The sequence below is a fragment of the Lactobacillus sp. UBA5813 genome (genome assembly GCF_002417895.1).
Classification (GTDB): Bacteria; Bacillota; Bacilli; order Lactobacillales; family Lactobacillaceae; genus Lactobacillus; species Lactobacillus amylolyticus.
Genome location: NZ_DICZ01000039.1, coordinates 13,858 through 30,640 on the forward strand (window position 1 = coordinate 13,858; position 16,783 = coordinate 30,640).

The window sequence follows — 16,783 nt, forward strand, 5'->3', positions numbered from 1 at the left end:
TCTATTTTTTTACGCTTTTTTATCTAACGCCTTCCATGAAGCCATTAATTCGCTTAACCATGAAGAACATCAAGACACCGAAAATGACGCTTACCAAGCCAACAGCCCAGAAATAGGCCACTTCAGTATTTGTTGAATATAATTTAACAATCTGCGCGTTAACGGCCTGTCCAGTGGCATCTGCTAGGTACCACAAACTCATCATCTGTGACCGGTAAGCATTAGGCGCAAGCTTAGTAGTAATTGAAAGACCAATTGGTGAGATAAGCATTTCCGCGATTTCAACAATAAACCAGGAACCGACTAACCATAATGGAGAAACTCTTCCCTGTGTACCAAAGAGCATTCCAGGAATGGCCATCCAAATATATGAAAAACCTGCAAAAATCAGGCCACTGGCAAACTTTCCTGGTGCACTCGGTTGATTTTTCCAGTGTTCCCAAAGCCAAACGAAGAATGGCGTGAGAATCATAATGAAAATTGGATTCAGCGTCTGGAAGTTGGCTGCTGAGAAATGCCAGCTGCCAATATGCAAAATAGTTCTTTGTTCAGCAAACAAAGCCAAAATAACTGAACCTGATTCTTCAATTCCCCAGAAAATAGCAGCAGCGATGAACAATGGGATATATGCCTTAACCCGTGAATGTTCAATTTCATTAACTTTCGGACTGCGCAGCATTGCAACGAAATAGTAAACCGGCAAGGCAATCGCAACAATTGTCAACAAAGTAATAACATTATCGACATTCAATTGACCCATTGAAGCCATAACGCCTAGAATTGCAGCAATAATGGCAATGCAAATTACGATCCATTTTACAATCCGCAATAAATCGGCTTTATCAATTGGATCATTAGGTAATAAGCCGTCAGTTGATAGATACTTTTTCCCGCCAAAGTAATATTGCACTAGACCAAAGAACATCCCTATCGCTGCCAACGAAAAACCAGCATGAAAGTTGGTCTCACTGTCAAATAAGTGAAAGCCAAAACCGTTAGCGGCCCAAGGAACCAAAATAGGTGCAATGGCACTGCCCAAGTTGATTCCGAAAACAAACATACTAAAGCCGGCATCCCGTCTTCGATCTTCTTCTGAATACAGGCCACCAACCATATTAGATACATTTGGTTTAAGCAAGCCAGTCCCAACTACAATTAAAGCAATTGAAATATAAAGCGCAGCTGTACCTGCTGGCAATGCTAGTACAATATGACCCAGCATAATGAAGACACCGCCAATAAACACAGTTCGGCGTGATCCCCAAAGACGATCTGACAACCAGCCTCCGGCAACAGTAGCTAGATAAACTAGTGAGCCGTAGATCGACATGATCGATGCCGCCGTCGTTTGGTTCATGCCTAATCCGCCTTGAGTCACGGCATAGTACATGTAGAACAGGAGAATTGCTCGCATGCCGTAATAGCTAAATCGTTCCCACATTTCTGTAAAGAACAAAGTAGATAAGCCTCGAGGTTGACCAAAAAAGGTAGTATCCATATTCTTGTTATTCATTTGATTACAATAAAACTCCTTTAATCAAAGTTTACACAAGTCATTATTATACAGGCTAAATTCTTTATTCGTCAAAAAAAGCCCTATCCTAACGGATAGAGCTTTTATCATAATGCTTTTTAATTCAAATTAGTTCAAAGCCTTAGCAACAGCGTCGTTAACAGCCTTTCCTTCAGCTTGAATCAAATCTACTCTGGTTTCAATAACCTTAGTATCCATTTGAATTTCACGCTTCAGCAATTGAACGTTAAGCTTTGGTTCAAAGAATTCTTTGAATTCCTTCAATCTTGCAGGAGTTCTGAAGACTCTTGAGATAACTTGAACGAAGGTAGCAAATTCCATGTCACCACCAACAGTCTTATCAAGCCAATCCCAATCTTCTCTAATCCAATCCCAAGCAGCTTGTTCACCCTTGTGATTGGAAAGTACGCCAGCAAACCAGCCACGCAAGTCTTGTGGCTTAATCACATCAGCGTCTTCGAAGTATTCAATCAACTTATTAATTTCAGCTGGATCAGTTGTATCAGTAGCAGCGTTACGCAAATCAGCTTTATATGAAGCATCAGCAGTTCTTTGATATTCCTTGATCAATTTAGCCATCAAGTTGTGACTGCCAAAGTTATTAACTTCATTGATTAAAACGTATGGACGAACATCAGCATTCAAAGCTTCCAGGTTGTCTTCATTTTCTTCAAACAACTTATGTGCAGCCTTGATTGAATCACTGTTGCCAGCGTAAATGCTTGCACCTAATTCATATGGACGAATTTGAACATCGTCATCGCTTTCGCCCTTCTTTGGCATCCAACCTAAGCGAGCAACTTGCTCTTTAGATAATTTGTCATAAAGCTTCTTCAAGTTCTTTTCTTCATCAGAATCAGGATCTACAAATTGACGAAGCTTAGCAGCAGTTGTGTACAAAGCGTTGATGACTAAACCAGACTTAGAGTCAGCGAATTTTGTCAAAAGTGGCACAATTTCAGCATAAGAAATTTGCTTGCCTTCTGCCAAAAGACGAAGATCTTGCAATAATTGCAACTTAGCAATTGGATCCAAATCATCAAGGTCTGACATAATATCCTTCATCAAAGTATCGTCATACTTAATGATGAAGTGGGAATTGTTGCCAACATTGACACGTAATGGATGACCAGCCTTTTCACGCAAAGTCTTGTAATCGCCGAGATCAAGTTCTTTTTCAGACATAATCTTAGGTGCGTCAAAGTTTGCATTCAAAGGAATTTGCCAAGTTCTGTCGACATCTTTTCCTTCACCGATAAAGAATTGCTTTTGACTTAAAACAAGGTGACCATTTTCAGCAACTTTAGCTGTTACAACTGGATAACCAGGTTGTTCAAGCCATGAGTGCATGATTTTACCAATATCCAAATCAGTTGCAGTTGAAAGTGCATCCCAAAGGTCATCACCAGTTGCATTGCCATACTTGTGGTGATCGAAGTAGTACTTAAGTCCCTTGCGCAAAGCATCGTCGCCAAGAAGTGCTCGAACCATTACAAGCATTCTTGATCCCTTGGCATAAACAATCGCTGCATCAAAGGCAGAGTCGATATCAGCCGGATCATTAATCTTCATTTGAATTGGTTGAACACCATCAGTAGCATCCCGACCAAGAGCAGCAGGTGCCTCGCTGGTTTGGAACATTTCCCAGATGTGCCATTCTGGCTTCAAAGCATCAACGGACAAATATTCCATCATGTTAGCAAAACTTTCGTTCAACCATAAGTTGTCCCACCATTTCATCGTTACTAAGTCACCGAACCATTGGTGAGCCAACTCGTGCGTAATAACGGTAGCAACCAATTTCTTCATTTCAAGTGAAGTATTGTCAGGATCAAGAAGAAGATATGCTTCACGGTATGTTACAAGACCCCAGTTTTCCATCGCACCAGCACTAAAGTCTGGCAAAGCCAATTGCCATGAGTTTGGAAGTGGGTACTTAGTTTGATAAAAGTCTTCGTAAAATTCAATTGCTTCTTTAGCAATTTCAAGAGCAAAGTCTAATTCCTTAGCCTTGTGTGCCTTAGTTGCAAAGACACCGATCTTAACGCCATCTTTGGTTTCAGTTATCTTAGATTGCAAATCACCAAAGGCAAATGCAACCAAGTAGCTAGACATGCGAACTGTTTCTTTAAAGTAGTGAACCCCATCTTCCACTTTTTCTTCAGGCATGTTAGCAAGAGCAATTTCGCCAGGTTGTTCATCCCACTTAAGTGCCAAACTAAAAGTTGCTTTAGCTTCTGGTTCATCAACACATGGAAAGGCTTGACGTGCAAATGTTGTTTCAAATTGGGTACCGATAATTTGCTTCTTTTCACCATTTAGTTCGTAATATGATGGATAAATGCCCATCATTGTATCAGTCAATGGTGCGGTATAAGCGATTGCAATCGTAGTCTTACCGGTTTTGCCTAATTCAATTTTAATTGCTTCATCTTCATCGCTAACTGTGAATGGTAAATCTTGACCATCAGCCTTAACTGATGAGACTTTCATAAACTTTTGACTAATTAAAACAGTCTTTTCTTGAGCATCCCCAGTTACAGTTGAAGTACCTGAAATCTTCTTATTTTTACGGTTAACGTCAATAAAAAGATTGTAATGTTCAGGATGAAAAGTTTCATAAACACGTTTAACTTCCATATTTTTCCTCCTAAAATATCATTTGTCCCCTAAATTCTACCAAAAAAGCGTCTCTAACCGTTAAAAAATGTGATTATTTATCGATTGTAAGAGCTCCGTCTTCGTTTTGTAACATTGCTGTCACATTATGCTTGTAGTATATAAGCGTAGTCATTAAGAGAACATTAAGTTTAAATTTTTAGGGAATGAATGAACTATGAATAATAACGTAAAATCAAACTTCAAATCAAATTTATTTAAATTATTCGCAGCTTTAGTACTTGCCTTCACAGCAATCATAGCTGTACAAACTTTTACTACTAATACTTCTACTAACCAAACCGTTCAAGCTGCTACTCTTTCCAAGAGGGAAAGGGCAGCTAAGAAGTGGATTGCAATGCACGAATCAGGCGGTAGCTACACTGCTAGAAACGGTGTTTGTTACGGTAAGTACCAATTAAACATTGCTTACTTACACGGCAATTTATCAGCTAAGAACCAAGAAAGGGTTGCTGATCAATATGTTCACAGCCGTTACGGTTCATGGGTTAATGCTAAGAAGTTTTGGTTAGCTCACCACTGGTACTAATTAAAAGCTCTCAGTTAATTAATTCCGCTAAAAATTCAGAATAAAAAACAGGTTAGAAACAATTTTTCTAGCCTGTCTTTTTTTACTTAAAATTATCTTTTTTGATCGAACGATAACACGCGATCAGCATTACTCCAATCGAACATGCCATTGCAATATAAGCCATCGGACCAATTGTCACAGCATTAGAAGCCGCTGTTTGCAACATTTGATTTTCCATTGCATAAGCAACAATCCAGCGTCGCATCAAAGATGGCGTCAAGATAAAACTGATCATTGCAATAATTGAAGTAATCAAAGTAACATTTCTAGCGTATGGCTCCTTAAAGAATTGTGCCAAAACGCAGAGAGCTGGAGCAATCATCAACAGCAAGATCCACATTACGATCATTCGACCGGAACTGGAACTCATCATCTGCGCACTATTTGTCGCATAACGATAAGAACTCCATAGCTGCCCGCCAGTGAACGTATTCAACAGATTAAGGAAGTACGTTCCCTGTTGACCATAGGCACCACCTTGATTTGATAAAAAGCCTTCGACAATATTCAAACTGTCCGTTGACCCGGCCGAAGTAAAGTTTACGGTGACAACCTGCTTCATATACGTCGCAAGAAACATTGTTACAGAAGCACCCAATTGCAGGGCTCGCAGCATGCTGAGTTTTCTTGAAGCCTTCATCTTAAATTCAAGGCTAAGCACTCGATTAGGATGATGCGACCGTGCAATAAAGTAGATGCCAATTACTGTTAAAATCAGCAGAACAACCAAGCCCCACCAGATTTTTACCATGATTAGGAACAGAGCAATTACAATCAGCAAAACTGAAACATAAGGCCGATCAGAAAATATTTTCCAAAAATTCAACCTAACATGGGTATATTCTTTCCGCGTGCTGTTGACATTGAAATTAGGAATCGTACTTTTACGTGGTTTTACACTCTCGCGATATACGCGCCGACCATTGGCTCTGGATCTGGCGTATTGACTTTTTGCCTTAGTGGCATGTGCCTCCTGATTTTCGCTCTTCATGCGATACTCTCTTCGCGACATATGTGCCATCAAGATCTCTCCCTTCTGAAAAACCAATCTTAGCACAATTCAATAATTCAAACTTATTTTTTTGAATTATTTTGAAAAAATATTAACGTTTGCAATAGATGTTAAAATAATCATTATTGATTAACGAAAGAGATGAACCTTTTTGAATTCTGAAAAACTACCTGCTGGTTGGCATAAAGCCTTCTATACACTATGGCTCGGCTGTTTTATTACGGGGATGGGCTATTCGATGACGATGCCGTTTATTTCCCTCTTTATTTCTGATTTGGGCAATTACAGCAAACTGCAAATCAACTTATATTCCGGTTTAGCCTTTGCCATGACCTTTATCGCTCAAGCGATTGTCTCGCCATATTGGGGAAGCCTAGCCGACAGAAAAGGTCGTAAATTAATGTGCATGCGCGCTTCAGGCGTAATGGCACTAACAATTACCTTAACGGGATTGGCTCCTAATGCAATCTACATTGTTGTCATGCGTTTTATTCAGGGATCATTCTCTGGCTATATTAACAACGCAACTGCCTTAATGGCCGGGGAAACTCCACATAAACGCAGCGGTTGGGTTATGAGTCAAATGATGACGGCTGGTACTGCCGGCAACTTGGTTGGACCACTTCTCGGTGGTGCCCTTTCAAGCTTTTTTGGTAATTGGCTTGGTGGCGCCTGGGGCTATCGGATTCCATTCTTTATTACCGGTGTATTGATGTTTCTTGTATTTTTAGGCACAAGCTTTTTAGTTCATGAAGACTTCACACCGATTTCTCGTGAAAAGATGAAGCCAATGAATGAAATCATGAAGAGCCTGCCTAGCATTAAACTAATCGTTGTCATGTTCATCACAACCATGCTGGTTCAGTCCTCAACAATGTCTATTGATCCAATCGTTTCACTGTATGTTAAATCAATGATGCATGGCGGCGATGTTGCATTTGTAGCCGGCGTAGTCGCAGCAACGCCAGGTCTGGGAACGTTAATCGCTGCCTCTAAAATTGGACACAAAATGGATGAAATCGGGCCTTTACGCGTCTTAAGAGTTGGACTGATTATTGGCGCCGTCTTGTTCATTCCGATGGCGCTAACCAATAGTCCTTGGGTACTGGCTGTTTTAAGATTCTTTCTGGGAATTGCCAGTGCTGCCATGTTGCCAGCTGCTCAAACCGTTTTAACCCTGAATACCCCACCTGAAAGTTTCGGTCGAATATTCTCATACAATCAGTCCTTCCAGGCAGTTGGTGCCGTTCTGGGTTCAATGATGGGGTCAACTATTTCCGGACTTTCCAATTATGCTACAGTCTTCTGGGTAACGGGCTTCACGCTTTTGCTCAATTTCTTATTAGTTTTAATCTTTGCCTGGGGAATTTCTTACCGCAATAAATAAAATAAATCCATGACCTTTTACAGTCATGGATTTTTTATGCATTCATTTCTTTTTTAAAAACATCTGCCATCCTTTGATCAAATGCACACATGGAAATTTTCATTTCATAATCAGGATGATCAGCCAGCCAGTTTTTCGCGGTGGCAAAAGCAATCTTGGCAGCATCTTCAGCAGGATAGCCATAGACTCCAGTTGAAATAGAAGAAAAGATAATACTATGCAAATTATTTTTCTTAGCTAAATCAAGACTGTTTTGATAGCAGGCTGCCAAAAGTTTTGCATCTTCTTCCGGACTCTGAAAACGGTAAATAGGACCGACCGTATGAATTACATGTTTAGCAGGCAAATTATAACCCTTGGTAATTTTGGCTTCACCGGTGTCACAACCATGCAAAGTACGACATTCAGCTAAAAGCTGTGGACCAGCTGCGGCATGAATTGCACCATCAACGCCGCCTCCACCAAGAAGAGATTTATTGGCCGCATTGACGATTGCATCGGCCTTCATTTTGGTAATATTGCCCTGAACGATTTCTATTTCTGACATTTTATTGCACTTCCTAAAGTTGAAATTAGCTCAGTTACAATTACTTTTTACCATAAAACATCGGATATTTGCTATTAAAACTCATCATCCGCGGCGCGTAATTTTTCTGAGGATCAAAAAGAAATTCGCTAAACGCCACATTGTTTACGTTCATCACTTTATCCATATCCACATTAAGAATAACAGAAATTAATGCTCTAATTGCAATCCCGTGACTTGCAACCAAAATCGTTTTATCAGGATATTTGCTTAACAGACCATTCAAGAAACTCCGACACCGTTTTTGAATTTGCGCAAAACTTTCAGCGTCATCTGCGTAATCAACATAATTAGACTGAACACATTTTAAGTCGTCAAATGCTCGTTGATAGGCTAATTTTTCTTGTTCTTCATCTTTCCACTTGCCCATTCTAAGCTCGACGATTCTAGAATCGCGATGAATTTTCTTTTTATTCTTGGTCAGAATTTTGACAGTTTTTATTACCCTAGTTAAAGTACTGGCATAAACATAATCAAATTGCTTCAATCAATATATGGTGCAATTTTTTCTACGGCTTTTATGCCTTCTGCGCTCAGATCAGGATCATTATCGCCGTCAACAACTCGATCCCAAGTATCTGCACTAATGCCATGTCTAACAATTACTAATTTCATGCTGCTACTCATTTTCTAAATAAGCGGCAATCACTTGCAAAACGCCTTGTTCATCATTGCTTGGTGCGATAAATTTAGCAGCTTTTTTGGCACAGTCCAGCCCATTTGCCATCGCATAGCTCAGGCCAGCAAGCTGCAGCATTTCAATATCATTGCCACCATCACCAAAGGCCATTAGTTGTGACCGCGGAATGTTCAAATAATCCAGAAGTTTTGCTAAATCAGTGCCTTTACTTACCTTGGGCGCAATTAAATCCATCCAAGGACCACCACCGCTAACACCCTGAATTTTCAGAGCGTGGTTTTGGTTAAAAACCTGTACTATTTCTTTTACCTTTTCAACTGGAGCATTCAATGTAATTTTAAAAATAGGCTGCGCTACTTCCATAAAATTTTGTACTTGCATTGGATGAACGTATGCCTGACAAATCACTTTTTTTAAAATTAGGATTTGCATCTTTTAAAATAGACGACTGCGTTTCAATTCGTTACCGCTGGCTACGATAAAATGAATATTGTTTTGTTTTAATTTTTTCAGAATCCGAGCAAATTTTACCCTATTAAAATCACTTTTGCTGTTAAGAAAAGTGCCGTCCATATCAACAGCAATTGCTTTAAATGGTAATTTTGTCATTATTCTCTCCAAACAAAAACGCCTTATCCCAAAAGATAAGACGTTTTTTAGCATAAGCAAATTTTTGATTAACCTTTATCAGCACCAGCAGTAATTCCGTTAACGTAGAACTTCTGCATTAAGACAAACAAGATAGTAATTGGGATAGCGATAATTACACATCCTGCAACAAATTGAGCAAAGTATGCAGTTGCATTACCTTTTGCTGTGTGGACCATGTTGTAAAGCCCATAAGCAATAGTGTAATCCTTAGCATTTCCTGAAGTTGAAAGGATAATACCGGAGAAGATGAAGTCTGTCCATGGTGCGATGAATGCTGTTAAAGCAGTATAAACGATCATTGGCTTTGAAAGTGGCAAACCAATGTGGGTAAATACTTGCCATCTAGTAGCACCATCAATTTCAGCAGCTTCGTCGATTGACCGTGGAATAGTATCAAAGAATCCTTTAGCAACGTAGAATCCTAATCCGGCACCACCTACATATACAAGGAACAAACCGAAGAGGTTCAACATGTTAAGACCCTTCAAAATGTAGTACAAAGCGATCATTGACATGAAGCCTGGGAACATTCCTAAAACTAAGGCAATTTGTAAGAATGGTTTTCTAAATGCGAAGCGAAGTCTCGATAATACGTAAGCTACAGAGATTGTTAAGAAAGTGGAGACAATCATTGAAGCAATTGAAACTACCAACGTATTAATAATCCAGTTTGCATATGGATATTGTGGGTTCGTGAAAATCCCAATATAGTTTTGTAATGTGAATTTATCAGGCCAGAAGGTCGAAACAAATCCAGTATCATTGTATGAAAAACTAGCTAAGACGATCCACACAATTGGTAAAATCCAAATAATCGCTAAGATGGTTAAAAGGATATACCGCAAGACCAATGAGAGCTGTCTCTGGTGTGTATAAGACTTCATGTTTATTAGCCCTCCTTGTAAGCATTAGTGTGTCTGTAGGCAATTAAGGATACGGTCGCACTAAGAATAAAGATCAAGATACCCAATACGGCTGAAGCGTTGTAACGTTGCTCCTGACCGAAGGTCAAGTTATATAGCCACGTTACCAGCAAGTCGGTAGATCCGGCACCGTTGTATTTACTGTTCATTGGGGCACCACCAGTTAAGAGGAAGATAACGTTGAAGTTATTGATATTTCCGATAAATTGTTGAATCAGTGATGGAGCCATGACAAACAAGATTTGTGGGAAAGTAATATATCTAAAAATTTGAACAACATTAGCACCATCGATCTTGGCGGCTTCAATTTGATCTTGTGGCAAATTTTGAATAATCGCGGTTGAAATCAGCATTGAAACTGGGATACCAATCCACATGTTAACGATAATAACCGTAATTCTAGCTATAATTGGTGAAGCCTGGTCGTCAATAAAGTGAATTGGGGAACTAATCCAGTGCAAGTTCATTAAAATGGTGTTTAAAGCACCCTGGTAGTCCAAGAATTGAGCCATCATCAACAGTGAAACGAATTGAGGAACAGCCCAAACAATTACGAAGATCGTTCTCCAGAAGCCTTTATGCTTAATACCTTTTGATTCAATCAATAAGGCAAGCAAAACGCCAAAGAAGAAAGTCGTAACTGTTGCTAAAACGGCCCAAATTATGGTCCAACCCAATACTGGGAAGAAAGTACCAGCTAAATCACCGTTAAGCACACTGCCAAATGCTTGAAAACCAGTCCAAGAGAAGGCAATTGGGTGCTCACGGTCATAGTTAGTAAAGGCCATTGAAATCATGAAGACCGTTGGCAAAATAGTGAAGAACAAAATTCCAAGTAATGGAAGAGTCATCAATGTTGCGTGTAAACGTACGTCAAGTAAACTCTTCAATTCTTCAATATTAGTTGGAATATGTTCGCCATCACGCTTCAAAATATAATTGTGTTTAGTAGATCTTAAGTTTACGCAGTAAAGGTAAATCATTACGATACATAAGATAATTGCCAAAACACCAAACAACAGAATCAAAACTGAGTTCGAAGGCTGTTTAGTAATATAAACTCCTTGTGAAGCATCATAAACAACCTTTTTGGTTTTATCGGTACCTAATGTAACCAGCATGCTTAATGCTGAGATACCGCTAAAAATAAACCAAACAACAAAGATTACTTCTGATAACAGGAAAGCTAAACCTTTTACCCATTGCTTATTAGCAAGAGCATTGCTACCCATTATGAAGAAAGATAATTTGGTAGCTATATCCCCTTTAGTCCATACCTCTCGATAAGTTACTTTAGGAGCTACATTCTTTTTTCTCTTAAACATAACTTCTCCTCTTTTCAAGCAAAAAGGTTGGACTATTTAGTCGACCAACCTTTGCTTATGCTTTAAAAGTTAATTACTTCTTTTCAATGTTCTTAGCAAGTTTAGCAAGTTGTGCCTTGTATTGTGATGGCTTGACCTTGCCGTCGTAAGTACCACTGATTAATGGAGCTGAATCGTTCCAGAAAATAGCCATTTGTGGAAGCATTGGTTGCAATACTGAGTAACCTGGCTTAGACATTTGCATTACGGCCTTAGCAACTGGATCGCTTTGAACAGCGCTTGAGTTCACAGCAGCCTGCAATACAGGAATTTGACCAGCTTCCTTGTGAGCAATTAATTGTGCCTTCTTGTTAGTGATGTAAGCAGCTAATTCTGAAGCAGCCTTAGCGTTCTTGGTGTGTGAGTTAACAGCAAAGCCTTCAATACCAAGGAATGCTTCCATTTGTACAGTCTTGCCCCCAACTTCAATCTTAGGATATGGAGCAACTGCGAAGTTCTTACCCAAGATATTCTTGATGTTAGCAGCGTCCCAAGGACCGTCCAAGATAGCTTGAGCATTGCCCTTCTTTAATTGGTTCAAAGCGTTTGAAGTTTGCATTACGCCCTTGTTGTTCTTTTGAGCTGCGTACCACTTTAAAGCGTTAACACCTTGTTGTGAGTTAAAGGTTGAACCCTTAAGGTCTTGTCCGTTGTCACCATACAACTTAGTGCCTGCTGAGAACATTACTGGCCACATTACGTATGCGTTAGTAAAGTCAGTAGCAACTACACCCTTAGAGGTTAAAGTCTTCCAGTCCTTAACATCGCTAGCTGAAAGCTTTGACTTGTTGTAGTAAAGGGTTTGAGCTTGTTCTGCGTATGGGAATGCGTAAATCTTGCCCTTCCAAGTTACACCCTTTGAAGCTACGCTTACGTAGTTGGCTTGAATATCTTTAGTAGCTGATGGTGAAAGTGGGTTAATGTAACCAGCTTCAGCCATTTGACCTAATTGATCGTTTGGAACTTCAAATACGTCGGCAGCCTTTGATGGGTCCTTACCAACATCAGTCTTAGCGTTAGCTGAACCGTTTGGACTTTGAACAACACGCACCTTAATGTTCTTGTACTTCTTAGTAAAGTCCTTAGCAATCTTCTTGTAGTAAGGAACTTGTTGGGTATCAACCCAGAGAGTCAAGCTAGCGCTCTTGCTACTGCTGCTTGATGATGAACTATTTGAAGAGCCTTTTGAGCAAGCTGCAAGTGACATTGCAGCTAAAACAGCTGTACTACCTAATGCCAATTTCTTCCAAAACTTCATGACTTTATCCTCCTAAATAAAACAAAATAATATATACAATATCTTACCAAAAGCAGTTCAGTCTGCAAATTGTAAGCATTAATTAAATTAATTTTTACTAAAACTAGTTAACAATAGCCTTAGTAGTGTCCTTGTCAAAGAAGTGAGCCTTGTTAACATCGAAGCCCATTCTTACCACATCTCCCGGCTTATGATAGTCACGAGCGTTAACGATGGCTACAAATTCAGTGCCGTCAACTTTTTGGTAAAGTTGAATTGTTGAACCTAAAAGCTCAGAAACAACAACTTGTGATTTCACAACGTCATTTGGCCAAGTTTCCAAGAAGGCTTCTTCTGAGTGGATGTCTTCTGGACGAATGCCAAAGACAACATCCTTGTCCGCATAGCCCTTTTCTTCAAGCATCTTTGCCTTGCCTTCTGGAACCTCGATGTCAAGACCCTTGCCATCTGAAATTCTTTGGTCCTTGTAGTGAACGTTGAAGAAGTTCATTTGCGGTGAACCAATGAATCCGGCTACGAATTTGTTGACTGGGTGGTTGTATACCTCCAGCGGCGTGCCGATCTGTTCTACCTTGCCGACTGACATAACGACAACTCTGTCGGCCAAAGTCATGGCTTCAGTCTGGTCGTGCGTTACGTAGATGGTGGTGGTGCCAAGTCTTTGGTGCAGCTTGGCAATTTCAGCACGCATGGACACACGAAGCTTGGCATCCAGGTTTGACAGTGGCTCGTCCATCAGGAAGATCGGCGCATCACGCACGATCGCACGTCCTAAGGCTACACGCTGACGCTGACCACCTGAAAGGGCTGCCGGCTTCTTGTCAAGATAGTCGTTCAAGCCCAGGATGTCGGCTGCGTGGTGAACACGCTTGTCGATGTCTTCCTTCTTGTAGTGGCGCAGCTTCAAGCTGAAGGCCATGTTGTCGTAAATGGTCATGTGCGGGTACAAAGCGTAGTTCTGGAAAACCATGGCAATGCGACGGTCCTTTGGGGCAACGTCATTCATTACCTTGTGGTCAATTTCCAAAGTACCCTTTGAAATGTCTTCCAAGCCGGCAATCATTCTCAAAGTAGTGGACTTACCACAACCTGATGGACCTACGAAAACGATGAATTCCTTATCTTTGATATGTAAATCAAAGTCGTTTACTGAATAGAAATCATTGCCTTCATATTTTTTATACATATGGTTTAAATCAACCTCAACCATACTTTCCTCCTACTTTCCTTTATTTTTCCTCAAATACTTTCTCAATTTCGCTTAACTTCAAATCTGCAGTTGAAGGAACAATGTAATCAGCTTCTTTAAGAAGTTCCTTGTCACCGATTCCAACTGCAAATTGACCTGCAGCTTTGATTGATTCAACACCGGCCTTTGCATCTTCAAAACCGATAACTTCATCAGCCTTGAAACCAGTAAGTTCTTGAGCCTTTTCATAAATTTCTGGGTCTGGCTTGCCGTGATGCAAGGTCGCTGGATCAACAATGCCATCAAATTCATCCATAATGCCTAAACGATTTAAAATCTTTGGTGCATTCTTGGAAGCTGAAGCAATTACCATCTTCAGGTTTTGTGCCTTAGCATCTTTAAGCAATTGTGGTATACCTGGCAAAATATCCTTTGGTGTCATTTTTTCAACTTGTTCAACAAACTTAGCATTCTTTTCAGCAGCAAATTTTTCTTTTTCTGCTTCTGAATATTTATTTTCTTGGCCACCATATTTCAAAATGAGTTCTAATGAATCCATTCTTGAAATACCACGTAGAGAATCAAGTTGATCTTGATTTAAAGAGATTCCTAATTCTTTAGCGAGGTTGTTCCAAGCACTTAAGTGGTAGCGAGCTGTGTCAGTTAAAACGCCATCTAAGTCAAAAATTAATCCTTTAAGCATTCGGTTTTACCTTCTTTAAGTACTACTTCCTTACCTTTTACTAATACTTCTAGGTCTTCGCCTTTAAGCAAAGTAATCTTTGTTTCTTCATGATCAACATAAACTTCAATCAAACGATTACGGTAGTTGATCTTGAAGCTGTAGTGATCCCAATCATTTGGAACGAATGGGTTGAACTTCAATTGGTTGTGATCGTAACGCATACCTGCGAAACCTTGAACAATTGCAAGCCATGAACCACTCATTGAAGTGATGTGCAAACCATCAACCGTATCGTTGTTGTAGTTATCAAGGTCAAGACGAGCAGTTCTTTCATAAAGCTCAATAGCCTTCTTTTGCTTGCCAAGTTCAGCAGCCAAAATAGAGTGAATACATGGAGAAAGTGAACTTTCATGAACTGTTAATGGTTCATAGAAGTCAAAGTTCTTTTCTTTTTGCTCCATAGTATATTCATCGTTCAAGAAGTAGATCCCTTGTAAAACATCAGCTTGTTTGATGAATGGTGATCTTAATATCTTGTCCCATGACCAGTGTTGGTTAATTGGACGTTGATCTTCGATTTCACTAACTGGACGGATATCTTTGTCTAAGAAGTCATCTTGTTGTAAGAAGATGCCGCGTTCTTTATCTTCTGGTAAGTACATCTTGTCTACGATGTCTTGCCATTTAGCTTTTTCTTCTTCAGTTACGTGAACTCTTTCTTGAGCTTCCTTTGTAGCAAGTGGCAAACGTTGCAAAGTGTACTTGAGTAGCCATCTTGCCATAGTGTTGGTAAACCAGTTGTTGTTAACGTTGTTTTCGTATTCGTTAGGACCTGTTACACCGTGTATTACATACTTGTTACGCCACTTAGACCAGTGAACTCTAGCTGCCCAGAATCTTGCGGTACCAACTAAAACATCCATACCTTCGTTCTTAACGTAGCTATCATCGCCAGTGTAATCAGTGTACATAGCGATTGCGTGAGGAATATCCGCATTTCTGTGGATTTCTTCAAAAGTGATTTCCCATTCGTTGTGGCATTCAATACCATTGAAGGTAACCATTGGGAATAATGCACCTGGAAGACCTTGTTCCTTAGCGTTATGGTAGGCACCTGGCAATTGATCGTGACGATATTGAAGAAGTGCTCTTGTAACGCTTGGCTTAGTTACGGCTAAGTACATTGGAACGATGTAAGCTTCAGTGTCCCAGTAAGTAGCACCACCGTATTTTTCTCCGGTGAAACCTTTAGGTCCAACATTCAAGCGCTTGTCTTCACCATAGTAAGTCATGAATAATTGACAAATATTAAAACGAATACCTTGTTGAGCTGCGTCATTGCCAGCGATTTTAACATCACTTGTTTCCCAGCGCTTCTTCCAAGCTTCTGTATGATCTGCTAAGTTATCTTCAAAACTCTTTTCTTGAAGCTTGGTCATTAAGTTGTTAGCAACAGCTTTTTGATCTTTGTCTTCAACGTCACGGCTAGTTACAACAATGACATCTTTTTCAAGTTCATAGCTTTCGTTTTCGTTTAAGTCTACTGAGAATTTTTCGCTTAATTTTGCATCTTCAGTAGTAACTTCGCCGTTAACTGCTTCACCGTTATGACGCAAGCTTTCTTTAAGCAAAACAGTGAATTGTGGAACATCATAAGGATTTGACTTAGTTTTTACTTGAATAGTCTTAGCTTCTTTATCTTCGCCAAGTGGAATCCAGAAACGGGCGCCATAGTTACTATCCTCGTTAACTACAGTTCCATCTAAAGTTGAGTCAAAGTAAATCTTTGCATGACCTTCAAGTACAGTTGCCTTAACTTTAATTAGAGCAGCTTCTTTTTGAATAATATGAAGGAAACGTTCAAATTCAAATTTTACTTTGACGTCCTTGCCTTCATAAATAAAACTTCTTGTAAGAAGACCTTGGTGCATATCGAGTGCTAATTCAAAATCATCAAATTTTACTTTAGCTAAGTCGATCTTTTCACCATTTACTGTAATTCCGATTCCGATAAAGCTGGGTGCGTTAGGAGTTTTACCAAAGTATTTTGGATAACCATTCTTCCACCAACCTACTACAGTTTTGTCTGGAAACCAAACCCCAGCCAAGTAGGTACCTTGAAGACTGTCACCTGAATAGCCTTCTTCAAAGTTTCCTCTCATACCCATGTAATCATTACCAATTGCAGTCATACTTTCTTGCAATCTTTTATCTTCAGAATTAAAAGTATGAGTTACAACTTTCCAAGGATCGATTTCAAAAATTCGTTTCATAATCATTCTCCATGAAGTGCTCTTTTGTTTA

Annotated in this window: 16 protein-coding genes; 2 read left to right on the plus strand and 14 right to left on the minus strand. The window is 39.7% G+C overall.

The window, feature by feature from the left end:
• Positions 1 to 19: 19 nt before the first annotated feature.
• Together B2008_RS07015 and B2008_RS07020 are read right to left on the minus strand one after the other, a co-directional pair.
• A complete protein-coding gene (locus B2008_RS07015; RefSeq protein WP_281829436.1) occupies positions 20 to 1,513 on the minus strand; it encodes a peptide MFS transporter in 1,494 nt (497 codons plus the stop codon).
• 129 nt (positions 1,514 to 1,642) lie between these two features.
• Complete coding sequence (locus B2008_RS07020; protein WP_281829437.1) at positions 1,643 to 4,174, minus strand: M1 family metallopeptidase; 2,532 nt, start codon at positions 4,172 to 4,174, stop codon at positions 1,643 to 1,645.
• Between the two features lie 196 nt (positions 4,175 to 4,370).
• Here B2008_RS07020 and B2008_RS07025 point away from each other — a divergent pair, with 196 nt between their 5' ends.
• The gene (locus tag B2008_RS07025; RefSeq protein WP_281829439.1) at positions 4,371 to 4,742 is read left to right on the plus strand and encodes an aggregation promoting factor surface protein; all 372 of its coding nucleotides are present in this window, start codon (positions 4,371 to 4,373) and stop codon (positions 4,740 to 4,742) included.
• 82 nt (positions 4,743 to 4,824) lie between these two features.
• Here the strand turns inward: B2008_RS07025 and B2008_RS07030 are convergent, their stop codons facing one another.
• On the minus strand, positions 4,825 to 5,805 hold the full coding sequence (locus B2008_RS07030; protein WP_281829441.1) for a cytochrome C5: 981 nt from the start codon (positions 5,803 to 5,805) through the stop codon (positions 4,825 to 4,827).
• Positions 5,806 to 5,947: 142 nt separating this feature from the next.
• On the opposite strand from B2008_RS07030, the gene B2008_RS07035 reads away from it, so the two are divergent.
• Positions 5,948 to 7,183, plus strand: a complete 1,236-nt coding sequence (locus B2008_RS07035) for an MFS transporter (protein WP_281829442.1) — start codon at positions 5,948 to 5,950, stop codon at positions 7,181 to 7,183.
• Positions 7,184 to 7,217: 34 nt separating this feature from the next.
• Here the strand turns inward: B2008_RS07035 and B2008_RS07040 are convergent, their stop codons facing one another.
• The 11 genes from B2008_RS07040 to B2008_RS07090 form a co-directional block, all read right to left on the minus strand.
• Complete coding sequence (locus B2008_RS07040; RefSeq protein WP_281829443.1) at positions 7,218 to 7,730, minus strand: O-acetyl-ADP-ribose deacetylase; 513 nt, start codon at positions 7,728 to 7,730, stop codon at positions 7,218 to 7,220.
• 40 nt (positions 7,731 to 7,770) lie between these two features.
• Complete coding sequence (locus tag B2008_RS07045) at positions 7,771 to 8,256, minus strand: histidine phosphatase family protein (RefSeq protein ID WP_281829444.1); 486 nt, start codon at positions 8,254 to 8,256, stop codon at positions 7,771 to 7,773.
• Positions 8,253 to 8,384 (minus strand): histidine phosphatase family protein, encoded by a 132-nt coding sequence (locus B2008_RS07050; RefSeq protein ID WP_281829446.1) that lies wholly within the window; start codon positions 8,382 to 8,384, stop codon positions 8,253 to 8,255. Before B2008_RS07050 ends, B2008_RS07045 begins: the two co-directional genes overlap by 4 nt.
• Positions 8,385 to 8,388: 4 nt before the next feature.
• Entirely contained in the window at positions 8,389 to 8,790 is a 402-nt protein-coding gene (locus tag B2008_RS07055; protein WP_281829447.1) for an HAD hydrolase family protein, read from the minus strand.
• A 54-nt stretch (positions 8,791 to 8,844) separates the two neighbouring features.
• Positions 8,845 to 9,018 (minus strand): HAD hydrolase family protein, encoded by a 174-nt coding sequence (locus B2008_RS07060; protein ID WP_281829448.1) that lies wholly within the window; start codon positions 9,016 to 9,018, stop codon positions 8,845 to 8,847.
• Between the two features lie 68 nt (positions 9,019 to 9,086).
• The gene (locus B2008_RS07065; protein ID WP_281829449.1) at positions 9,087 to 9,944 is read right to left on the minus strand and encodes a sugar ABC transporter permease; all 858 of its coding nucleotides are present in this window, start codon (positions 9,942 to 9,944) and stop codon (positions 9,087 to 9,089) included.
• A gap of 5 nt (positions 9,945 to 9,949) precedes the next feature.
• Positions 9,950 to 11,308 carry a carbohydrate ABC transporter permease gene (locus tag B2008_RS07070; RefSeq protein ID WP_281829450.1) on the minus strand — a complete coding sequence of 453 codons (1,359 nt, stop codon included), beginning with the start codon at positions 11,306 to 11,308 and terminating at the stop codon, positions 9,950 to 9,952.
• 73 nt (positions 11,309 to 11,381) lie between these two features.
• Positions 11,382 to 12,605: an extracellular solute-binding protein gene (locus tag B2008_RS07075; protein ID WP_281829451.1), complete on the minus strand. Its 1,224-nt coding sequence runs from the start codon at positions 12,603 to 12,605 to the stop codon at positions 11,382 to 11,384.
• 103 nt (positions 12,606 to 12,708) lie between these two features.
• A complete protein-coding gene (locus B2008_RS07080; protein WP_281829452.1) occupies positions 12,709 to 13,815 on the minus strand; it encodes an ABC transporter ATP-binding protein in 1,107 nt (368 codons plus the stop codon).
• Between the two features lie 19 nt (positions 13,816 to 13,834).
• A complete protein-coding gene (pgmB, locus tag B2008_RS07085; RefSeq protein ID WP_281829453.1) occupies positions 13,835 to 14,497 on the minus strand; it encodes a beta-phosphoglucomutase in 663 nt (220 codons plus the stop codon).
• Complete coding sequence (locus B2008_RS07090; RefSeq protein WP_281829454.1) at positions 14,482 to 16,752, minus strand: glycoside hydrolase family 65 protein; 2,271 nt, start codon at positions 16,750 to 16,752, stop codon at positions 14,482 to 14,484. Before B2008_RS07090 ends, pgmB begins: the two co-directional genes overlap by 16 nt.
• Positions 16,753 to 16,783 lie beyond the last annotated feature (31 nt).